20 protein-coding genes are annotated in these 20625 nt (G+C 72.7%); 12 read left to right on the top strand and 8 right to left on the bottom strand.

The window, feature by feature from the left end; all coding sequences use genetic code 11:
• Nucleotides 1-32: 32 nt before the first annotated feature.
• The gene (locus LP52_RS00285) at nt 33-665 is read right to left on the bottom strand and encodes an O-methyltransferase (protein ID WP_338011603.1); all 633 of its coding nucleotides are present in this window, start codon (nt 663-665) and stop codon (nt 33-35) included.
• 422 nt (nt 666-1087) lie between these two features.
• Here LP52_RS00285 and sigE point away from each other — a divergent pair, with 422 nt between their 5' ends.
• The 4 genes from sigE to LP52_RS00265 all read left to right on the top strand — a co-directional run bounded on the left by sigE (nt 1088) and on the right by LP52_RS00265 (nt 5368).
• The gene (gene sigE / locus LP52_RS00280; RefSeq protein WP_040269665.1) at nt 1088-1699 is read left to right on the top strand and encodes an RNA polymerase sigma factor SigE; all 612 of its coding nucleotides are present in this window, start codon (nt 1088-1090) and stop codon (nt 1697-1699) included.
• Nucleotides 1700-1701: 2 nt separating this feature from the next.
• A complete protein-coding gene (locus LP52_RS00275; protein ID WP_084722756.1) occupies nt 1702-2364 on the top strand; it encodes an anti-sigma factor family protein in 663 nt (220 codons plus the stop codon).
• 111 nt (nt 2365-2475) lie between these two features.
• Nucleotides 2476-3504, top strand: coding sequence for a sigma-E factor regulatory protein RseB domain-containing protein (locus LP52_RS00270; RefSeq protein WP_052809255.1), 1029 nt, complete (start codon nt 2476-2478; stop codon nt 3502-3504).
• Nucleotides 3505-3670: 166 nt separating this feature from the next.
• Nucleotides 3671-5368 carry a S1C family serine protease gene (locus LP52_RS00265; RefSeq protein WP_238580665.1) on the top strand — a complete coding sequence of 566 codons (1698 nt, stop codon included), beginning with the start codon at nt 3671-3673 and terminating at the stop codon, nt 5366-5368.
• A gap of 19 nt (nt 5369-5387) precedes the next feature.
• Here the strand turns inward: LP52_RS00265 and LP52_RS00260 are convergent, their stop codons facing one another.
• Both LP52_RS00260 and LP52_RS00255 read right to left on the bottom strand, forming a co-directional pair.
• Nucleotides 5388-5861, bottom strand: coding sequence for a nucleoside deaminase (locus tag LP52_RS00260; RefSeq protein ID WP_040269664.1), 474 nt, complete (start codon nt 5859-5861; stop codon nt 5388-5390).
• Nucleotides 5862-6049: 188 nt separating this feature from the next.
• A complete protein-coding gene (locus LP52_RS00255) occupies nt 6050-7195 on the bottom strand; it encodes an Mrp/NBP35 family ATP-binding protein (RefSeq protein ID WP_040269662.1) in 1146 nt (381 codons plus the stop codon).
• A 351-nt stretch (nt 7196-7546) separates the two neighbouring features.
• Between LP52_RS00255 and LP52_RS00250 the strand changes: the two genes are divergently transcribed.
• From LP52_RS00250 to LP52_RS00235, 4 genes are all read left to right on the top strand, one after another.
• A complete protein-coding gene (locus LP52_RS00250; protein ID WP_084722754.1) occupies nt 7547-8881 on the top strand; it encodes a CPBP family intramembrane glutamic endopeptidase in 1335 nt (444 codons plus the stop codon).
• A 113-nt stretch (nt 8882-8994) separates the two neighbouring features.
• Nucleotides 8995-9651 carry a DUF6758 family protein gene (locus LP52_RS00245; RefSeq protein ID WP_052809253.1) on the top strand — a complete coding sequence of 219 codons (657 nt, stop codon included), beginning with the start codon at nt 8995-8997 and terminating at the stop codon, nt 9649-9651.
• 45 nt (nt 9652-9696) lie between these two features.
• The gene (locus tag LP52_RS00240; RefSeq protein ID WP_040269660.1) at nt 9697-10599 is read left to right on the top strand and encodes a PHP domain-containing protein; all 903 of its coding nucleotides are present in this window, start codon (nt 9697-9699) and stop codon (nt 10597-10599) included.
• 166 nt (nt 10600-10765) lie between these two features.
• Nucleotides 10766-11806 carry an MBL fold metallo-hydrolase gene (locus tag LP52_RS00235; protein ID WP_040269659.1) on the top strand — a complete coding sequence of 347 codons (1041 nt, stop codon included), beginning with the start codon at nt 10766-10768 and terminating at the stop codon, nt 11804-11806.
• 76 nt (nt 11807-11882) lie between these two features.
• On the opposite strand, the gene LP52_RS00230 is transcribed toward LP52_RS00235, so the two are convergent.
• Together LP52_RS00230 and LP52_RS00225 are read right to left on the bottom strand one after the other, a co-directional pair.
• The gene (locus tag LP52_RS00230; RefSeq protein ID WP_040269658.1) at nt 11883-12770 is read right to left on the bottom strand and encodes an alpha/beta fold hydrolase; all 888 of its coding nucleotides are present in this window, start codon (nt 12768-12770) and stop codon (nt 11883-11885) included.
• 291 nt (nt 12771-13061) lie between these two features.
• Entirely contained in the window at nt 13062-14552 is a 1491-nt protein-coding gene (locus LP52_RS00225; protein ID WP_052809252.1) for a DEAD/DEAH box helicase, read from the bottom strand.
• Nucleotides 14553-15466: 914 nt separating this feature from the next.
• Between LP52_RS00225 and LP52_RS00220 the strand changes: the two genes are divergently transcribed.
• The 3 genes from LP52_RS00220 to LP52_RS00210 all read left to right on the top strand — a co-directional run bounded on the left by LP52_RS00220 (nt 15467) and on the right by LP52_RS00210 (nt 17151).
• Nucleotides 15467-16168: a ferritin-like fold-containing protein gene (locus tag LP52_RS00220; RefSeq protein WP_052809265.1), complete on the top strand. Its 702-nt coding sequence runs from the start codon at nt 15467-15469 to the stop codon at nt 16166-16168.
• A gap of 165 nt (nt 16169-16333) precedes the next feature.
• A complete protein-coding gene (locus LP52_RS00215) occupies nt 16334-16645 on the top strand; it encodes a DUF6401 family natural product biosynthesis protein (RefSeq protein WP_040269655.1) in 312 nt (103 codons plus the stop codon).
• Between the two features lie 257 nt (nt 16646-16902).
• Nucleotides 16903-17151 (top strand): hypothetical protein, encoded by a 249-nt coding sequence (locus tag LP52_RS00210; protein ID WP_040269653.1) that lies wholly within the window; start codon nt 16903-16905, stop codon nt 17149-17151.
• Between the two features lie 150 nt (nt 17152-17301).
• Here the strand turns inward: LP52_RS00210 and LP52_RS00205 are convergent, their stop codons facing one another.
• The 3 genes from LP52_RS00205 to LP52_RS00195 form a co-directional block, all read right to left on the bottom strand.
• Nucleotides 17302-18138: a mechanosensitive ion channel family protein gene (locus tag LP52_RS00205; RefSeq protein WP_040269652.1), complete on the bottom strand. Its 837-nt coding sequence runs from the start codon at nt 18136-18138 to the stop codon at nt 17302-17304.
• Nucleotides 18139-18369: 231 nt separating this feature from the next.
• Nucleotides 18370-18993 (bottom strand): TetR/AcrR family transcriptional regulator, encoded by a 624-nt coding sequence (locus LP52_RS00200; RefSeq protein WP_238580664.1) that lies wholly within the window; start codon nt 18991-18993, stop codon nt 18370-18372.
• Nucleotides 18994-19215: 222 nt separating this feature from the next.
• Entirely contained in the window at nt 19216-19416 is a 201-nt protein-coding gene (locus LP52_RS00195) for a hypothetical protein (protein WP_040269650.1), read from the bottom strand.
• Between the two features lie 218 nt (nt 19417-19634).
• Here LP52_RS00195 and LP52_RS00190 point away from each other — a divergent pair, with 218 nt between their 5' ends.
• On the top strand, nt 19635-20585 hold the full coding sequence (locus LP52_RS00190; RefSeq protein ID WP_040269649.1) for an alpha/beta fold hydrolase: 951 nt from the start codon (nt 19635-19637) through the stop codon (nt 20583-20585).
• The last annotated feature ends 40 nt before the right edge of the window (nt 20586-20625 follow it).

Here is a 20625-nt window from a genome sequence, read left to right as displayed (position 1 = left end):
AGGGCGAGCGCTCCCCGAGACGGCGGCGGGGATCAGCCGCCGTCTCGGGGAGCCTCGCGGATCGCCGCGAGGAGGCCCTCGCCGATCGGCAGCAGCAGCGGGACCAAGTCCTCGTCGTCGCGCACCAGGCGGGCGACCTCGCGCACCGCCGCCGTGCCCGGATCGGGCGCGCTCAGCGGCCCGTCGGAGTTCGTGGCGGCCTCAAGGGCGTTGTTGAAGACCACGATCCCGCCGGGGCGGAGCAGTCGCAGCGCCTCGGCGAGGTAGGCCGGGTACGCGGCCTGCTCGGCGTCGACGAAGACCATGTCGTAGGCGCCGTCGGTCAGGCGCGGCAGCACGTGCAGCCCGCGTCCCAGGATCAGCCGCACACGCCCGGCCGCGAAGCCCGCCCGGCGGTAAGCCGCCCGCGCCAGCTCCTGGTACTCGGGCTCGATGTCGACGCTGGTCAGCACCGACTCGTCGCGCATGCCCCGCAGCAGCCAGATTCCGGAGCTGCCGCACCCGGTACCCACCTCGACCACGGACCGGGCGCCGATCGAGGCGGCCAGGAAGCGCAGGGCCGCCCCGCCGGAGGCGCTGACGGGCGAGGACTCGGCGCGCTGCCCCGCCTCGCGCGCCGAGGTGAGGCTGGCGTCCTCGACGGCGTACTGCTCGATGTGGGCCAGTGCATGGGCCAGTGTGTCGTCTCGGCTGGCGATGGCGGTCTCCCCGCGTGTGGTGTGACGTGTACCTGCGGCCGGGCGGCCCCGTCGCGGGACCTGGCTCGGCCGGATGGCGGGACGCGGCGTGCGCCGGCTTGCTCGGACCGCAGCACGCTCCGGGCGCACACCCGGTCACACTTCGTGCCGGTGCGCTCACCCGTAGACGGGGTCCTGGGCACAGACTAGCCTGCCGAGGGCTCCCGGGGGCGTGTTGGCGGCGCGGGGAACTTAATCACCGCCTCGCGACGTTGCAAACTGGGTAGGGACAGTTCGTATCCGAACCTTCGATGCCGGACCCGGCACGACCGGCTTGACGACGACGCAGGGACGGTGCGCCCGAATCCCCGCGGAGCCCCGCGGGCGCACGCGATCCGAAGGGAGTGGCGGTGGCAGACTCCGACGCTGCCGTGGACTTCGAGCAATGGGAGCCGCCGAGCTGGGACGAGGTCGTACGCGACCACTCGGCGCGCGTGTACCGGCTGGCCTACCGGCTGACCGGAAACAAGCACGACGCCGAGGACCTGACCCAGGACGTCTTCATCCGGGTGTTCCGGTCGCTGTCCAGCTACACCCCGGGCACGTTCGAGGGCTGGCTGCACCGCATCACCACCAACCTCTTCCTCGACACGGCGCGGCGCAAGCAGCGCATCCGGTTCGAGGGGTTCTCCGACAACGCCGACGACCGGCTCCAGGGCCGCGAGCCCTCGCCGGCGCAGTCGTTCGACGACCGCCACTTCGACGCCGACATCCAGTCCGCGCTCGACGACCTGCCCGCAGAGTTCCGTGCTCCGGTCGTGCTCTGCGACATCGAGGGCCTGTCGTATGAGGAGATCGCCGCCACTCTGGGCGTGAAGCTGGGGACCGTGCGCAGCAGGATCCACCGGGGCCGCGCGCAGTTGCGCAAGGCCCTTGAGCACCGGCGGCGCCTGGCCGCCGCCCGCGAGGCCGAGTCCGGCGCGCAGGGCGGCGCCGATGCGGGTATCGGGGAGGTGGAGTGACGATGGACCATCCGGGAGAGCGTCTGTCCGCTCTGGTCGACGGCGAACTCGGCCACGCGGAGCGCGACCGCATCCTGCGGCATCTGGCCGCCTGCGAGAACTGCCGCTTCGAGGCCGAGATGCTGCGCGGACTCAAGCGCCGCCTGCACGGCCTGGACGCGCCTGAGCCCTCCACCGACTTCCTGGGGCGCCTGACGTCGCTGTCCGGTCCGCCCTCCGACGACCCTCCGGACCAGGGGCCGCCCGGCGGCGTGTTCGGCTCCAGGCCGCCACTGGGCGCCAGTCGGCCCATCGGCGGCGGCCTGCCGTGGACCACCGGCGGCGGCACGCCTGCCGTCGCCGAGTCCGCCCCCGCCGCACCGGAGCCCGAACGCGCCCGTCGCCCGCGCGCCCCCCGGCAGCGGCCGCTGTCGGTGCTGCGGCCGCGCTGGGAGCGCACGCGCTTCGCTGTCGCCGGTGTCTCGGTGCTGGCCGTCGCGCTGGGCACGGCCTTCGTGGCCGGCGGGGACGCCGAGGACCCTCCGGTGGTCACCCCGCCCATCGAGGACTACGTCGTCGAGCACGCCGTGACCTCCCGCCAAGTCCCGGTGCCCGACATCGAATCCGGTCTCGCGAAGGTCAGCACGGTGGTGGAGACCCAGGCGCCGACGCCCGCACCGCGGTAAGCGGCGCGGGCCGCCCGTCTCGGGCGCGCCCGTCCGCCGCCGCCCTCGAAGGAGACGCTCCGCGTCGCCCACAGCCGCCCACCGGAGACGCTCCGCGTCGGAGGAAGTCCCATGCGGGTCCCGTTCGTCCTGTTATCCCTGGCGCTGGCCCTCCTCGTGTTGTTGCCGTCGTCGGTCGCGGCCGACGCGGAGGAGGTCCCTGCGCCGGGCGCGGACGACGGCATGGAGCTGCTGCGCCGGACCGCCGACTCCGTGGGCGAAGTCTCCTTCGAAGGGGTGCAGGTGGTGACGGTCCGCGGGATCGGCACGCTCACTGTCGACGTGGTGCACCGCGCCGGTGAAGGCACCCACTACCGCTACACGGCGGGTGCGCCTCCCGGCCGGGGGCAGGAGGTCATGGTCGGCCAGACCCCGCCCCTGATGAAGTCCGACGAGCTGCTGCTGGACCAGTTGGGGCGGACCTACCGGGTGACCCGGGCCGGCGAGGGCCGGATGTGCGGTCGGCAGGCCACTGTGCTCGACGCGCTGCGTGCCGACGGCACCGTCGCCGGACGGATCTGGGTCGACGAGGCCACCGGGCTGCCGCTGCGCAGGGAGATCCGCGACATCTCGGGCCGGATCGTCCACGCGGTCGAATTCGTCCAGGTCAGCCTGGACGGCGCCCCGGCCCGGCCGAAGGGCTCCGGGGCGCGGGCGCGCCCCTGGTCCGACGAGCTCTCGCCGGGGGAGCTGGCACAGCTGCGCGCGGACGGGTGGCACATCCCCGAGCGCCCCGCCTGGAATCTGCGGCTGATCCGCGCCTGGGCCAAGGACACCGAGAGCGGCCGTGCGGTCCACCTGGCCTACTCCGACGGCCTCTCGGTGGTGTCGGTGTTCGCTCAGCGCGGGCGCCTGCCCGGCGAATCGGAGGGAACCGGTTCGGGGGCCGCGAAGGTCGTAACGGGGGACAGTACCGCCATGTCGGGCGCCCCGCAGCAGCGGATGTGGGACTCAGGCGGCTTCGTCTACACGGCGATGGGCCAGGCGCCCGCGAATCTGCTGGACGCGGCGGCCGAGGGCTTCTCCGCTCCGGAGCCGCCCAAGTTCTGGGCGCGGGTCCTGCGGGGGTTCGGCTACCTCTCGGCTGCCGTTACGGACTGAGCGGGGACAATGGGGACCGGACAGGTCCGTCATGGGCGTCATCGCCCTGCGAAACGCTCATCGGGGGAATAGGGTCCGCCGGTGGGGATGCCCTGGCGGGCGACCTAACGGCCGGTTTATCCGAGCTGCTCCACTATTGGGGCGGCGGCGACAGACGGAGAGTTGGATGACCGACGACACCGGACCCCGTACCTCCGACAGCGGAGCGGACCAGACCTGGTCGCATCCGCACTCGCCGGAGGAGGGGCGCCCGGAGGCCGCGCAGGGACAGGCGGATCCGCCCTCCGCGGACCGGCCAGACCGGCAGGACGAGCCCGCCCCGGCGCAGCAGCAGGACGAGTCCCGGACCCGGCACGGCGACGAGGCTCCGGGCCCGCCGCAGCCCGAACCCGGCTACGCACAGCCGCCGCAGGTCTCCCACAACGCGTTCCAGGCGCCGCAGAACGCGCCCCGGAGCGCGCCGCAGTCGGGCCCCTGGGCGCAGCCTCCCCACGCCCCGATGGCCGGAACCGGCCAGTGGCCGCCGCAGAATCCGGGCGCTCCGGCGCCGAACCCGCCGCACCTCGCCGCCCAGGGCGGCGCCCCCGGCATGAACGCGCCCGCGGGCGGCCCCGGCGCCCCTCCGCCCGGTGGCCCCGGCCTTCCCGCGGGCCCGGCAGGCCCCGGCGGGGGCGGGCCCTACGGCACCCCCGGCTTCCCGCAGCCGCAGCCCCGTCCGCCCAAGAGGACCCGCAGCATGCCGCTGTGGGCGGTGCTGATCGTCGTCGCCGTGGTGGCGGTCGGCTCGGCGGGCGCCGGCGGCGTCCTCGGTGGGTCCCTGGGAGTGCAGCAAGGAGCCCCGCCCGAGGAGACGTCCTCGCCCAAGCTGAACACCGACCTGCCCTCCGACGCCCCCAGCCGCGCCCCCGACACCGTCGCGGGCGTCGCCCAGCGGGTCAGCCCCAGCGTGGTCTCCATCCAGGACGGCGGGACGACGATGAGCGGCAACGGGTCCGGTTTCGTCATCGAGAACGACCACGTGGTCACCAACAACCACGTCGCCTCGGCGCTGGAAAGCGGCGAAATGGAGGTCGCCTACAGCAACGGCAAGACGAGCGGCGCCGGCATCGTCGGCACCGAGCCCGACTCCGATCTGGCCGTGCTGCGGTTGGAGGACCCGCTCGACGTGCAGCCGCTGGAATTCGGCGCTTCCGACGACGTCACCGTCGGGGACGAGGTCGTGGCCATCGGGGCGCCGCTGGGCCTGGCGGGCACCGTCACCTCCGGCATCATCAGCGCCGTCGACCGGCCGGTGCGCCTGGGCGAGGACTCCCCGGGCCAAGGGACGGCCATCAGCGCGCTGCAGACCGACGCGGCGATCAACCCGGGCAACTCCGGGGGGCCGCTGGTCGACGCGCAGGGGCGGGTGATCGGCGTCAACACCGCCATCGCGACGATGGGCGGCTCCGCGGGCCGGCAGAGCGGCAGCATCGGACTCGGTTTCGCGATCCCGTCGGCCGAGGTCGAAGGGATCGTCGACGACATCCTCAGCGGTGCGGGAGAGGACGGAGAGGACGGATCGGGCTCCGAGGACGGTCAGGCCCAGATCGGCGTCGTCCTCGACGACAGCTACGACCAGGGTGCGCGCATCGCCTCCGACCAGGAGGCCGGCGGCGACGCGGTCGAGCCCGAGGGGCCCGCCGACCAGGCCGGGCTGCAGCCGGGCGACGTCATCGTCCGCTTCGACGGCCGCGACATCTCCGACGCGGACACGCTGATCCGGTTGATCGGCGAGTACGACTCGGGGGACCGGGTGGAGGTCGTCTTCGAGCGCGGCGGTGAGCGCAACACCACCGACATCACCCTGGGGTCGAGCACGGATTGAGGGCCGGGCCGGGCCGCTGTCACTCCGCGGCGTCCTCGCCGATGTCCTCGTGCCACAGCTCGGGACGCGTCCGGATGAACTCGGCCATCATGGCCGTGCACCCGGGATCGTCGAGCACCACGACCTCGACGCCGTGCTCGGCCAGCCAGTCGTGGCCGCCCGAGAAGGTGCGCGCCTCGCCGACGACCACCCGTGAGATCCCGAACTGGCGCACCAGCCCGCTGCAGTACCAGCAGGGCGAGAGCGTGGTGACCATGGTCGTGCCGGTGTAGCCGCGTTGGCGCCCGGCGGCGCGGAACGCCGCTGTCTCGGCGTGCACGGACGGGTCGCCGTCCTGCACCCGCCGGTTGCGGCCGCGTCCCAGAACCCGCCCGTCGCGGTCGATCAGCGCGGCACCGACGGGGACGCCGCCCTCGTCGAAGCCGGCGCGCGCCTCCTCGACGGCGGTCTCCAGCCATTGCCGGTAGCGGTCGGTCTCCTCGGGCGCGGGCAACGGATCCTCCGGAGTCGCGGTCTGCGCGGTGCCCCGCCCGGACGGCGGGCCGCAGCGGGGTCCGATGGTATCGCTGAGCGCCCCGGTCCCGCCGGAGCGCTCCCGCGCGCCGCGCCTGCCGCACACATACGCAGGGGCCGCCGTCGACGACGGCGGCCCCTGCGAGGTCGGTTGCGCGGTGCCGGGTGCTACCGGCCCCCGCCGATCGGCGTGACGCCGAGCTGCATGCCCGAAAGGCCCCGCGGCTTGCCGACGAGGTCGCCGGCGATCCCGCTGAGCACCTGCGAGGCGTCGGTGCTGGGCTCGCTGAGCACGAGGGGCTGGCCCTCGTCGCTGCTCTCGCGCAGCCGCATGTCCAGCGGCACCTGGCCCAGCAGCGGCACCTGGGCGCCCAGGGACTGGGTCAGGCCGTCGGCCACGCGCTGGCCGCCGCCCTCGCCGAAGAGGTGGGTGCGCTCGCCGGTGCCCGGTGTGACGAAGTAGGACATGTTCTCGATGACGCCCGCGACGCGCTGGTGGGTCTGCCCGGAGATGGCGCCGGCCCGCTCGGCGACCTCGGCCGCGGCCTGCTGCGGCGTGGTCACCACCAGGATCTCGGCGCTGGGCAGCAGCTGGGCCACCGAGATCGCGATGTCTCCGGTGCCCGGAGGCAGGTCCATCAGCAGGATGTCGAGGTCGCCCCAGAAGACGTCGGAGAGGAACTGCTGCAGCGCGCGATGCAGCATCGGGCCGCGCCACACCACGGGCTGGTTGCCCTGGGTGAACATGCCGACGGAGATGACCTTGATGCCGTGCGACGTGGGCGGCATGATCATGTCCTCGACCTTGGTCGGGTGGCCCGAGACTCCGAGCATCCGCGGCACCGAGTGCCCGTAGATGTCGGCGTCGACCACGCCGACCTTGTGCCCGAGGTCGGCCATCGCCGCCGCGAGGTTCACGGTCACCGACGACTTGCCGACGCCGCCCTTGCCGGAGGCGACGGCGTAGACCTTGGTGAGCGAGTTGGGCTTGGCGAAGGGGATCTCCTTATCCTCCTGCCCGCCCTTCAGCTTCGTCTGCAGCGCCTTGCGCTGCTCGTCGCTCATGACGTCGAGTTCGACGTTCACGCCGGTGACGCCTGCGACCTTGGATACGGCGTTGGTGACGTCGCTCTCGATTCGCCCCTTCATGGGACAACCGGCCACCGTGAGGTAGATGCCGACGTTCACGACACCGCCGTCGGCGATCTCGACGCTCTTGACCATGTCGAGATCGGTGATGGGGCGGTGGATCTCGGGGTCCTGGACGGTCGCCAGAGCCGCGTTTACCTGCTCGGTGGTGGGTGTGGAGGACATGACTCCATGGTATGCAAGGACTTCCCGCTACCCCGACGACCGCAGAGCAGGAGTTTTCCCGGCCGCGGCCGAGGGGCTCCGCCGGGGCCGGCGCTAGGGGCGGATCGGGGCCGCACACGGCGCTAAACAGCACGAAGAGCGCCGAAGATGTGAGCGAAATCACCCTGCACGCGCCTGGCGTACCGGGCGGTAATCATACTTTCGTCCCCCGGACCGCGCTCTCGGGGACGGACCGCGGGCGCGTGCCGCGAGAGGAGCCCCGAATCGCCGCAGGTCTTTCGGGGTAGTGGCGCGGTTGCGGTGCGTTCTTAACACGGCCAATACAACCGCGAACGGTAATCTCGGCAAACGATGAGAAACCCGCCGCCGCCACCCGGCTCGTCCTGGTCGTCTGAACCGCAAGGGCCCATCGGCCCGGACCGGTCGGCGCACCAGCACGAGCAGGTCTGGGCGTGGCCGCCGGCGGCGGCCCAGCACGCCCCCGCGTGGGCGTGGCCACCGCCGACCGAGCCGCGCCGCGGCCCGACCGGAACCGCCCGGCCGCCCGCCGGATCGCCGTACCACCGCCTGGCCCGGAACCGGCGCCACCGGTGGTGGAGGCCGCCGCTGGCCGTCCTCACCGCCGTGGTGGCCATTCTGGTCGTGCAGTTGATCATCGCCACGGCCGCGGTGGTGGCCGCGATCGTCGGCGGGATCGAGGGCACCGGCGACGACGTCTTCCGCTCGCCGCTGGCCAACGTCGTGCTGCAACTCGTCGTCATCGCGACGATGGCGCCGATCGTGATCGCCACCGCCTGGGCGATCCAGCGTCGGACCGTGGGCTCACTGTTCTCGGTCGCCGGGCGGCTGCGCGTTCGGTGGCTGCTGCGATGCCTGGTGCCGGCCGTGCCCGCGCTGGCGCTCTCCTTCGGCGTGCTCTTCGGCCTCCACCGGATCACCTCTCCCGACGCGGCCTTCGTCGGCGAGTACGCCGGCGGGTCCGGATTCGCCCTGACCATCGGGCTGTTCGTCCTGCTGGTGCCGCTCCAGGCCTCCGCAGAGGAGATCGCGCTGCGAGGCTTCGTGATGCAGGCGGTCGGCTCGATCGGGGCCGGACCCGACGAGCCCCGCGGGGCGAGCCCCGTCTCCCGGTTCCTGCGCCTGCCGCTCCTGGGCATCCTGATCAGCGGCACCGTGTTCACCCTGCTGCACGACTACTCCAGTTGGGGCCTGCTCGACGTCGCGGTGTTCGGCGTCGCCATGGCGTGGTTGAGCTGGTACACCGGCGGGATCGAGGCGGCGGTGGGCCTGCACGTCCTGCACAACCTCGTGGCGTTCACCATCACGGCCTACGAAGGCGGCCTCGACCGCATCGCCAGCGGCAGCGGCTCGTGGCAGGGGGTCGTCAGTACCGCCGTCGAGGTCGGCCTCTACTGCGCGGCGGTGGTGTGGATGGCCCGCCGCTCGGGGGTGAGCAGGACCGTCCCCGAGGACGAGCACGACCGGAACGCGCCGGCGGCTCCGGCCGCTCCGCCCTCCACGCCGGATCAGGGCACGCCCGCCCAGTGGTATCGGGAGCCGCCCCATCAGCCCGGCCACGCCGAAGCGGCCTCCGGCGGGCGGCACTACGCGCCCGGGCATCCGCAGGGTCACCCCGATGACCCTCCAAGCGGACCGAACTGGACCGCGCCGGGCTCGGGCGGCTAAGACACGCGACACCCGTCCCGCCGTCCGCGGCGGAGACAGCGGCACCGGTGGCACCACTGCCTCCCCTCGGCCGCGTTTCCGCACAGCAGGCACGGGTATTTTCCGGGGCAGTCATGAGGTCCGATCCTTCGTGTCCACGCTGCGGACGCGCCGTCCACGCGCCGGGATTGTGGTCGAGCGCGTGGCAGTGCGGTGCGCACGGACCCGTGGCCCCGCTCAATCCGGTGCGCGCCCCCCACACGGCCTCGCTGGAACTCCTGCTCGCCTCAACCCGGGTGCCCGTCTGGCTTCCGTGGCCGCTGCCGGCAGGATGGCTGGTCACAGGATTCGCCGACGCCGGCGACGACCGCAGCGGCGCGCTGGGCACCGCGGTCGCGCTCTCCGGCCCGGCGCCGCTGGGGGGCGTCGGCGAGATGGTGCTGGTGGCGGAGGATCCCGGAATCGGCATGGGCGCGCGGCTGGCCGGGCTCGACGGCCCCGACCCCGGCAGCGGGTTCGGTGCCGGACCGCCCGATGCCAAACTCCGCTACGACGGCCACGACATCGCGTTGTGGAGCGTCGAGACCGGCATGGGGCGTGCGGCGTACGCGGGCGAGGCCTTCGCCGACTGGCTGTGGATCGTCTTCAGCGCCGCCGACACCGCCGTACTCATCGCCGAACTGGGCGACGTTCGCGACCTGCGCGACCGCCGCGACGGAGGTGCGGCGCTGGAACCGCCCTTCGGCGCGCCCTCCCCCTTCCTCTCCTCGGCGCTGAAGCCCACCCCCTGAGCCGCTGTCGCCCGGCGGAACGCGGACGCGTGGAATGATCGGCGGATGCGCATCGACTTGCACGCCCACAGCTCGGTCTCCGACGGCACCGAGCCGCCCGCCGACGTCGTCCGGCGCGCCGCGGCGGCCGGTCTGGACATCCTCGCGCTGACCGACCACGACACCGTCGCCGGCATCCCCGAGGCCGCGGCCGACCTGCCCCGGGGATTCACCCTGGTCCCGGGAATGGAGCTGTCCTGCCTGCACGAGGGCGCCGGCGTGCACCTGCTCGCCTACCTCTTCGCCCCCGAGCATCCCGAGCTGGCGGCCGAGCTGCGGCGCATCCGCGACGACCGCACCATCCGTGCCCGCACCATGGTCGAGCGGCTGCAGAGAGCGGGCGTCGAGATCGTCTGGGAGCGCGTCCGCACGCTGGCGGGCTTTCCCGCCGACCGGGCCGCCGACGGGGCAGGCGGAGCCGACGGATCCGGGGGCAGCGTCGTCGGGCGCCCGCACATCGCACAGGCGATCGTCGAGGAGGGCGCCGCCGCCGACGTGCCCGAGGCCTTCGACCGCTGGATCGGCGTCGGCCGCCCGGGCTACGTCGCCCGCTACGCGCTCGACGCGCTGCGGGCGGTCGAACTGGTGCGCGCTGCGGGGGGAGTGTGCGCCGTCGCCCACCCCGCCCGCGGCGAGGCCACTCCCGACGGCGCGGTGCCGATGTCGCTGATCGAGCAGATGGCCGAAGTCGGGCTCGGCGGCATCGAGGCCGATCACCCCTCCCACGACGACGATGAGGCCGCCTACTGGCGCGGTGCGGCCAAGCGGCTGGAACTGGCGGTCACCGGTTCCAGCGACGACCACGGAGCGCTGACGGGCCACCGCCTCGGTTGCCGGACGACCGCCTTCGAGGAGTACGCTCGCCTGACCGAACCGGCGACCGGATCCGCGCCCGTTACCGCCGAATAAGGCGGGCTCAGCGGCGCGATCGCCGCGGACCGCGGGCTTATCGGCGGTTTAGCCGTCGAAGGGGACACTGGCCAGCTGCCTGGCCGGGTACCGCCTCGCCCGCGGGGCGGTGACAATGGTCCCGATAACCACCAGTGCTCGAAACGGACAGCGAAGGGTCGGCACCGTGTTCTGGAAGCGGAAGGGCAAGAAGAAGGACGGCGACGAGGCCGAGGGCTCCGGTGCGGAGTCGGCGGTGACGACCACGAGCACCGACACCGAGGACACCGGAGCCGGGGAGCGGGCGAGCGAGGAGAAGTCCGCCGCGAAGAAGGCGGGTACCCCGGACGGCGCCGAGGGCGTCGACGACTCCGACGCGGCCGCTGAGCCGGAGGAATCGGACGAGGACGTCCCCGCGGCGAAGAAGCCCGACGCCGCCGGAGCCGAGGACGCCGATCCCGACGGCATCGAGGCCGATGAGGCCGACGAGGAGGACGCCGCCGAGGACGACGAGGACACCGCCCCCGCCGCGCCCGCGAAGAAGGGCGCGTTCGCCGACGCCGACGAGCCCGAGACCGCGGGCGTCACCGAGCCCGACGAGGAAGGCGTGCAGCGGGTGCGCACCGTCGGCGTACTCAAGGCCGAGGACCAGGAGGTCGACGTCGTCAGCAACACCTGGATCGTCGACGTCGACGACGAGGGTGTTGTGGTGATCGACCCGGCCCACGACGCCGAAGCCGTCATGGAAGCCGTGGGCGAGCGCGAGGTCTACCTCGTGGCCTGCACCAACGGCTACAACACGCACATCGCCGCCGCTGTCGAGGTGGCCGAGCGCGACGAGGCGCCCATCGCCCTCCACCGCCGCGAGGTGCGCGCCTGGCGGCGGGTGCACGGCGCCGAGCGCCGACCCGATCTCGAAATCGAAGGCGGCGGCTCGCTCAAGGCCGGCGACATCGAGATCGACATCCTGCCGATCCCCGGCACCTCCACCGGCAGCGTCGCCTACTACATCTCGGAGAAGGGCGTCGTGTTCACCGGCGACTCGCTGCGCAAGGACGAGGTCGGCACCGTGGCAGGCGGCTACATCGACTTCACCCAGCAGCTGCACTCCATCGGCGAGATGATCCTGACCCTGCCCCCGGACACCCGCGTGCTGCCCGACAGCGGCCCGGAGACCACGGTGGGCGAGGCCTCGGAGAACTTCGACAGCTGGGTCGCCACCCGATAGCGGCTCGTGCCCCGGCCGTGCGGCAGCGACCGCCCGGCCGGGGCGGTACCGATCGAGCGGCTGCGGGGAGCGGCCGCTACGCTCCGCCGCGCTCCTTGGACTCCACCTGGTTCCAGAAGGCGGTCAGGGCCTCGGCCGTGGTCTCCGGCGCCTCCACGTTGGGCGAATGGGCCGCACCCGGGATGACGACCCGTTCGGCGCCCAGGTGGCCGGCCATCGCCGACTGGGCCTCGGGCGGCCAGGCGTCGTCTTCCTCGCCGTAGAGCACGAGCATCGGCAGCTGGGACCGGGCCAGTTCGGGGGTGCGGTCGACGGCGTTGAGCAACTCCTCGGCCATGCGCACGAGCGCGTCGGGGTGATTGGCGACCATGCGCCGGCGGAGGAACGCGTGGATCTCCGGGGAGACGCCGCTCTCCCTGGTGGGGGCGTCCAGGTGCTCGGCCCAGATCTCCTCCAGGCGCTCACGCGTGCGCGCCTGGCCGATGGCCGCTACGAGGCTGCGGGCGTCGAGGGCACGGGAGCCGCCGATGGCCGAGGGGCCCGAGCTCATCAGGGTGAAGGACAGCAGCGGCACCGTCGCCGAGATGACGGTCTCGCGTGTGACCAGCCCGCCGAAGGAATGGCCCAGCAGGTGCACGGGCCCGTCGTCCAGTGTCAGAGCGACCTCGCCGATGACACGGCCCAAGCCGACGCGGGTGTACTCCTCGGGGTCGACGAAGCCGGGGGACTGGTACTGCCCCGGCATGTCGACGGCCGTCACCGCGCGCCCCGCCGACGCCAGCGTCTGCAGCAGCGCGATGAAGTCCTCTTTGCTGCCGGTGTAGCCGGGGACCAGCAGCGCCGGTTGGCGTTCGCAGCCGCCGGCCGCGGGCGTGGCCTGCAGGGCGGCGACGCTGCCCATGGGGGTGCGGACGGTGGTGTGCCGGACGCCGGGCGGCAGGCCCAGGAATCGAGGAGTGCTCACGTCGGCTCACTATATGCGCCGTACTCGGCCCTGCTGTGCGCCGCCTGAGCGGCCGCAAGCGCCGGGGAGCCGCCGCGGCCGAGGGGCGCGGCGCGGCTCCGGGCGAAAGGGGCGGGCACCCGCCGACCGGGATAGGTCGGCGGTGCCGGCGGCGGGGCCGGTGCTCGCGCTCTCGGCGGCGAAGGCCCCGTCAGCGGTCTGTTCCCACACGCCCCGGTCGCGGTCCGCTGTCCGCGACCGGTGCGGATTCGCCGGATGCCGCCGCGGTGGCGGCTTCCGGGGTGTCGCTGCCTACTGGCCCTGGTCCTTGCCGGGCTGCTCGACACCGCTGCGGGTGCGCCGGCGGCGCCGACGCCGCGGGGCCGGGGACTCGCCCGAGCCGCCGCCGGATGCCTCGGCCTTGGCGCCGGATCCGGCATCGGCACTCGTACCGCTGCCCGAGGACGCCTTGCCCGCGCCACCGGAGGACGCCTTGCCCGTCCCGCCGGAGCCGCGGGTGCGCCGCCGGTTGCCGGAGCGTCCGCTCTTGGCGCCGCCGCTCTCCTCACGGCCGCTCTTGCCGCCGCCCTTGCCGCCGGTGCGGTGCTGCCCCGTGTCGCCGATGTCCTCGACCTGCTCGGCCTCCAAACCCGCGCGCTCGCGCCGGTCGGCGGCCAGGCGGCCCTTGGTGCCCGCCGGGATGCCCATCTCCTCGAAGAAGTGCGGGGAGGTGGAGTAGGTCTCGGCGGGGTCGGGATGGGACAGTTCCAGCGCGGTGTTGATCAGCTTCCAGCGCGCGACCTCCTGCCAGCTGATGAAGGTCACCGCGGTGCCCGAACGCCCGGCCCGGCCTGTGCGGCCGGTGCGGTGGGTGTAGGTCTTCTCGTCGTCGGGGCACTCGTAGTTGACCACGTGGGTGACGTCGTCGACGTCCAGCCCTCGCGCGGCCACGTCGGTGGCCACCAGCACGTCGATCTTGCCGCTGCGGAACGCCCGCAGAGCGCGCTCGCGCTGGCTCTGGCCGAGGTCGCCGTGCACGGCCGCGGCCGCGAACCCGCGGTCCTTGAGGTCGGCGGCGACCTTGTCGCAGGCGCGCTTGGTCTGGCAGAAGACCATGGTCAATCCGCGGCCCTCGGCCTGGAGCAGGCGCGCGAGCATCTCGGGCTTGTCCATGGGGTGGGTGCGGAAGACGTGCTGGTCGACGTGGCTGATGCGGGCCTGGCTGGGATCGTCGTCGTCGCCCGCCCGCACGTGGGTGGGTTGGCGCAGGTAGTTGCGCGACAGGGAGACGATCTCGCTCGGCATGGTGGCCGAGAACAGCATCACCTGGCGCTCGTCGGGGATCTTGGTGAGGATCTTCTTGATGTCGGGGAGGAAGCCGAGGTCGAGCATCTTGTCGGCCTCGTCCAGCACCACCGCCGACACCTCGTTGAGGCTCAGGTGCTTCTGGTTCTCCAGGTCGAGCAGCCGACCGGGGGTCCCCACGACGACGTCGACGCCGTCCTTGAGTCCTTCGATCTGCGGCTCATAGGCGCGGCCGCCGTAAACGGTGACGATCCGCGCGCCGGTGCGCTTGCCCGCCGTGGTGAGGTCGGCGGCGACCTGGATGGCCAGCTCGCGGGTCGGTACCACCACCAGCGCCCGCGGGCGCTTGGGCGATCCCGGCGCCTCCTGTACCCGCTGCAGCAGCGGCAGCCCGAAGGCGAGCGTCTTGCCGGTGCCGGTACGGGCCTGGCCGATGATGTCGGAGGCCCCGAGAGCGAGGGGGAGGGCGAGGGTCTGGATCGGAAAGGGCTCGACGATGCCTTCGGCTTCGAGCGCGTCCGCGATGTCGGGGTTGACACCGAGTCCGCGGAAGGTTCGTCGTTCTTCGTTGGTGTCTGTGCTTGTCAGGGCTCATGCCTCCTCTGGGCGGGCCGCTTTTGCGTTCGTGGCCGTGGTGTATGGCGGACGGGCCCGGCGTGGCCGGGCCGGGTGCTTCGCGCGCGTGCCCGATGGCGGGCTCGTCCGGCGCGGCTCGGAGCTCGGTCGGTTCCGACCTCCGGCGCGGCCCGGCGGCGCGGGTCGATGGCAATCGCGTGGCCGTCCGCCGCCTGTCGTAGCGTCAGCGGGCGCCGCTGGGCGGGCGCGCGTGTACGGGTCTGCCGCACTTCACGCTCCTTGCCTGCCGCGGTCCCGGCGGTTCCGGCACGTAAGGCGGTCGACGCTGACGCTCGCTTCGCGTTCGCGGCGCCGGTGACGGTTGTTGTCATGGTTGGCCGCGGCGCACACCGCGCGGCGGTGGGCGCGGGGGACCGCGCGGTGACCGCCGCGCGGGGCCTTGCAGCAGCTCGCCCGCGCCTGTGCGGAGCGGTGCGGCTGCGGCGAGGTCGCCGCGCGATGGCCGACTCGTGGCGGCCACTGCGACAGATTCTAACCTGCCGCTCCTCTGCTGGATATGCCGCTTTCGGGCACGCAGCGAAAGAGCGCCGTGACGCTCGCGAACGGTCGTCCGACACGTACAACACACTGCCGCGGAGGAATAGTCCCGTGGCGGTCCGGGGCCGCGGAGCCTCCGCGGAGCGATAACCTGTCGCCCATGACCAAGCGTGCTCGCAAGCGAGTGGAGCCGACGGCGCGGGCCCTGTGCCCCGGCGCCGCGACGGGGGTGCGCGGTGAGTGAGGAGCGCGGTGCCGACTCGGGCGTGAGCGGCGACTTCGCCGAGGCCGGGCGCGGCGTGATCGACCTGCTGGGCCTGCTCGCCTACGCGCGCCTCGTCGCCTTCTTCCGACTGGCCGGCGACGCCGAGCTGGCACCGACCCTGGCGAGCAAGGGCGCACTCGCCGACCTCGCCGCCGCCGAGCACGCGAACTACCGGCGGTTGCACGACCGCCTCGCGGAGCTGGACGTGCAGCCGGAGTCGGCGATGGAGCCCTTCTCGGTACCGCTGGACGCCTGGCACGCGCGCACCGAGCCGCAGAGCTGGCTGGAGAGCCTGGTCAAGGCCTACGTCGGCGACGGCATCGCCGGCGACTTCTACGGCAAGATCGCCGATCTGTGCGACGAGCAGACCCAGGAGCTGGTCCGCGACACCCTGGTGGAGTCGGGACGCGCCGAGTTCGTCGCCTCCCAGGTGCGCAGCGCCATCGCCGAGGACCCGGCCCTGGCCGGGCGGCTGTCCCTGTGGGCGCGTCGGCTGGTGGGCGAGGCGCTGAGCCAGGCGCAGAGCGTGGCCTCGCGTCGGCCCGAGCTGGCGGCGCTACTGGGGTCGGGTGTGCGCAGCGTCGCATCGGAGGCCGACACCCACGCCGCCGACGGGACCGAGGACGCGGACGTGTCCGAGGCGCAGGCGGCCGATCTGGCGACGGTCAGCCGCATCTTCGCCGACCTCACCGAGAGCCACACGGCGCGCCTGGAGGCCATGGGCCTGAGCACATGACGGGTGCGCCGCGCCGGGCCTCAGATGCCCGCCTTGTCGGGTATCCAGTGCTGTGTCCAGGAATGTCATGGTTGCCGCGTCTGAAATAGAGCGTCACGATTTGCTCTTTGTTTCGTATATAGTCGGTCGCGTTCTTGCTCCGTCCCCTGTCTGAGGTAGCTCTCCATGCGTCCTGGGTACTTCGCCGAAGGTCCGCTGGCCCGGCTGACTCGTGAGTTCGGACTGTTCGGCCCGCTCGGCGATTCCACGGAGCCCTGGATGACCGCTGAGCTGGACCAGCACGCCGCGGCGGTGCGTGATTCGATCGTCGCCGACGGCGGCAGGCTGACCCGGCTCGGCCTCTCCCGCTACCTCGACGGGTTCATGGACGGCTGCCGCGAACGCGGCTGGCACTCCTCCTGCGACGGTTACGACTGGGAGACCCTGCGCGTGCTGGCGGTGCTGAGACTGGCGAAGGAACACGGCTTCGTCCGCTAGGTTTGGTCCCACTCTCACCCGAACCCGGGGGCGGGTCCGGCGCCGCGGCGCCGGCGAGCCGCGAAGTGCCCCGCGGATGTGGTGACTGAGCGTAGGCTTGGCCTGATCCGGGGTGGCCACGCGGCTCGCCGCAGAGGCGTACGCGCACCGGCGCGTCGATGCGCCGGCGCCGGGAGGCGGGCCCGCAGCGACCCGCAAGGGACCGCACTCTGGGACAAGTACGCGCGGTGTTCCGCACCGCAAGAAAGGAAGAGCGCATGGGGAGCGGCCGGCATGGTGCGGCGCGACCGCCGATCGGCGTCCTGGTTCAGCAGGACCGCATCGACTTCTCGCTGTACACCTCGATCATCGTGATCGCCTTGGCGGTCATGGTGCTCATCGGCATCGGCTGGGCGAGCATCGCCTTCTGGCTCACTGTCGTTCCGGTCGTGATCGCCGGGGCGCTTATCGTCCGCCGCATCAACCGGCTTGCGCGCGACGAGCTCGGCAACGACGAACTGCTCTGAGCCCGCCCGGATGCGGGCCCGGCGGCCCGGTCGGCGGCGGCGAGCACAGGCGGGCAAGCACAAGCAGAAGGGGGCGGGGCCGCTCGACGGCCCCGCCCCCTTTGCGTGCGTGGGATCGGATCGCCGGCGCCCGCGGCGCCGGCGCGGCCTTCACCGCTCGGGCGAGCCCGGCGGCTGCTCGCCGCCGGCGCGGTTGCCCTGGGAAGGGCCGCCCATGGTCGCGGTGTCCCGTGCACCGGATTCACGCGGCGCCTGCTGCGGGGCGCCCTGGGAGGGGCCCTGCTGCATGGCGTCGGTGCGCCCGGCGCGGTAGGAGTCCTCGCGAAGCCGTCCGGTCTCCTGCTCGGCGACCTGCAGCCAGTTGGACCAGCGCTCCTGCATCGGCCGGATCAGTCCGCCGCCGAGGCCCACGACCAGGATTCCGCCGACGGTGGCCAGCACGGCGATCAGCACCGGCTGGGTCACGGTCGTGGCCACGCCGATCTGGTTCAGCGCGGCGATCACACCGAGGCCCATGATGAAGATCCCGGCGATGTTGCCCAGCAAGCGGCCGTACCCCACGCCGGCCAGGGCGTTGGAGACGATGTCCCGTGCCGCCTTGGCGATCATGCCGGCCACCACGACGATGACCAGCGCGACGATGGCGAGCGGAATCCAGGCGACCACATCGTTCAGCAGCTGCGTGATCGGGTTGTTGGGCCCGAAGACGCTGAACGCGAGCTGCAGCGTGATCAGCAGCAGGACGTAGTAAACGATCTTGCCGCACAGTTGGCTCGCGCTGTAGCTGCTGCGCTGGAAGTACTCACCCACACCGCTGCGGTCGAGGCCGCGGTCGAGTCCGGCCTTGCCCAGCCCCTTGCCTACCAGACGGCCGGCGATCTTCGAGATGATCCACCCCAGGACCAGGATCACCAGGAATGCGGCCAGCAATGGAACGAAGGAGGCGACGGCGCTCCAGGCGTCCGTTAACCCTTGCTGGATGTTCATGCGATTTCACCTCCATGGCGCCCCGACCGGTACCCGGGGTCCGCCCCGCGTCCGCCCGGCGAAACCGAGACGACTCATTGTCACAACGCCGACTACCCCGTGGTGGGCACACCGAATCACCGGAGAGTGACAGACGGACATCCAAAGTCACAATTTGCCGGTCCTTGACCTGCTGTTGACCAACCGGGGTCAGGACGACACAGGCGCGGAGCCCGCGCAGCCGCTTGTGTTTCAGCCGCGGGTGAGGTCCCAGCCGCTGATGCCGCGCCAGGCCAGCCGCGCGATCAACTGCTCGGCGGCCTCCTGCGGGATGCTGCCCTCGTTGTTGAGCCAGTAGCGGGCGCTGGTCTCGGCCATGCCCACCAGCCCGATGCTGAGGAGGTGGGCCTCCTCGTCGGAGATGCTGGTGTCCTGGCTGATCACGTCGCTGATCAGTTCGGCGCAGCGCTGCAGCGTCTGCTCGGTCTTGTCGCGGACCGCGGCGACGTTGCGCAGGTCGGACTCGAAGACCAGGCGGAACGCCTCGCCCTCCCCGGCGACGAAGTCGAAGTACGCACGGAAGCTCGCGGCCACCCGCTGGCGGTTGTCGTCGGTGCTCTGCAGCGCCTCGCGCTGCTTCTCGATCAGCGCCTCGGAATGCTGCTCCAGCAGCGCCAGGTACAGCTCAAGCTTGCCGGGGAAGTGCTGGTAGAGCACCGGCTTGCTGACGCCGGCACGCTCGGCGATCTCGTCCATCGCCGCGGCGTGGTAGCCGTGGGCGACGAAGACCTCCTGCGCGGCGGCCAGCAGCTGGCGCCGACGGGCCATCCGGGGCAGGCGGGTCCCGCGCGGACGGGCGTCTGAAGGAGCTGTCACAGCCAACACCCTCCGAACTCCTCGCGGCCTGGAGCCTGCCGCGCTCGACGACCTTGCCTGGAACGCCTGTTCGGATCCGGATACCTTCGGCCTCGACCCGGCGCACCGCCACTATCTTACTCGCACGTAGGTTCACCGCAGCCAGTGGCCCGGCGCCCTCTGCGCACCGCCCCGTCCCCGGCGGCCGCCGGGGACGGGGCCGGACGGCCGTGCGACGGCGCCCTAGCGGTACTCGTCCTCGTCGAGCTCGATCTCGCGCAGCTGCTCGACGGCGTCAGCCTCGGACACCTCGTCCTCGGCCGCCAGCCGACCGCGGCGCGTCCAGTCGCCCTCCTCGGAGGCCACCTCGGCGCGCTGCTCGCTGTAATCGGCGTCGCCGCTCTCGATGGGGCGATCGGCGCCGTCGTCCTGAGGCTGAGACACAGCTTTCCCCCTGCGTAGTCGGTTCGTGCCTACGGTACCGGCCCAAGGTACTGGGCCGCCGACGCCGGATCGCGCCAGCGCGGGTCTGCGGCCCCTCTACCCGGCCTTGCATGGATACGCACGCTGTGTGGAGCATGGACGCGTGCGGGTGTCCGGGCGGGCCCCCGCACTCCCGCACGAGAAGTCCCGCACGCCGGCGATCCACAGGAGGCCGCACCATGGCGGAGCCCATCGACCCCTGGCCGGGCGAGCACGTCGATCTGGGAGAAGGGCGGCAGGTCTTCGTCCGCAGCGACTCCTGCCCCGCTCCCCTCGGCACGCGGCCCCGGGCGCTCTACGTCCACGGGCTCGGCGGCGACTCCACCAACTGGACGGACCTGATGGGCGTCCTGTGCACCGAGTGGGCCGGCGAGGCGCTGGACCTGCCCGGTTTCGGAAGCTCACCGCCGCCGCCGGGCGAGGACTACAGCGTCGACGGCCACTCCGGCACCGTCGCCCGGCTGATCGCCGCCGGAGGGGAGCCCGTTCACCTGATCGGCAACTCCATGGGCGGCGCCGCGGCCGTGCGCGTGGCGGCCGAACGCCCCGACCTGGTGAAGTCGCTCACCCTGGTCTCCCCGGCGCTGCCCGACCTGCGCCCGCGCCTGGTGCCCTACCAGATGGCGGCATCGCTGTTCCCGTTGCTGGGCCCGGCGGCCTACGCGCTGATGCAGCGCCGCCCACCCGAGGTCCGCGTGCAGGACATGTTCGCCACCACCTACTACGACCCCTCCTCGGTGCCGACGCGGCGCGTCATGGAGGCGCTGGAGGCCGAGCGCGAGCGCGATACCCACCCCCACGCCACGACCGCGGTCCTGCGCTCGCTTCGCGGGATGGTCGCCGAGTACCTGCGGTGCGGCTACCGCTCGTTGTGGCAGCAGGCCTCGCGGGTGCGGTGTCCGGTACTGCTGATCTATGCCACAGGCGACAGATTCGTGGACCCGCGCATGGCGGCCCGGGCCGCGCGCGCCTTCCCCCGCAGCCGGCTGGTGCTGATGCCCGAGACCGGCCACGTGGCGATGATGGAGTACCCCGAGCGCGTGGGGCGCGAGGTACGCACCTTCCTGCGCAGCGTCGACAGCAGGGGTTCGGCCCGGTCGCGCGGGGAGCAGGAGGCTGCGGCCCCCTAAGGCGGTCGGCTCGGGCCGGAGTGACGAAGGCGGAGGGAAC

It is taken from the genome of Streptomonospora alba, assembly GCF_000826685.1.
In the GTDB taxonomy this organism is placed as follows: domain Bacteria; phylum Actinomycetota; class Actinomycetes; order Streptosporangiales; family Streptosporangiaceae; genus Streptomonospora; species Streptomonospora alba.
This window is presented reverse-complemented; position numbering and strand designations above follow the sequence as displayed.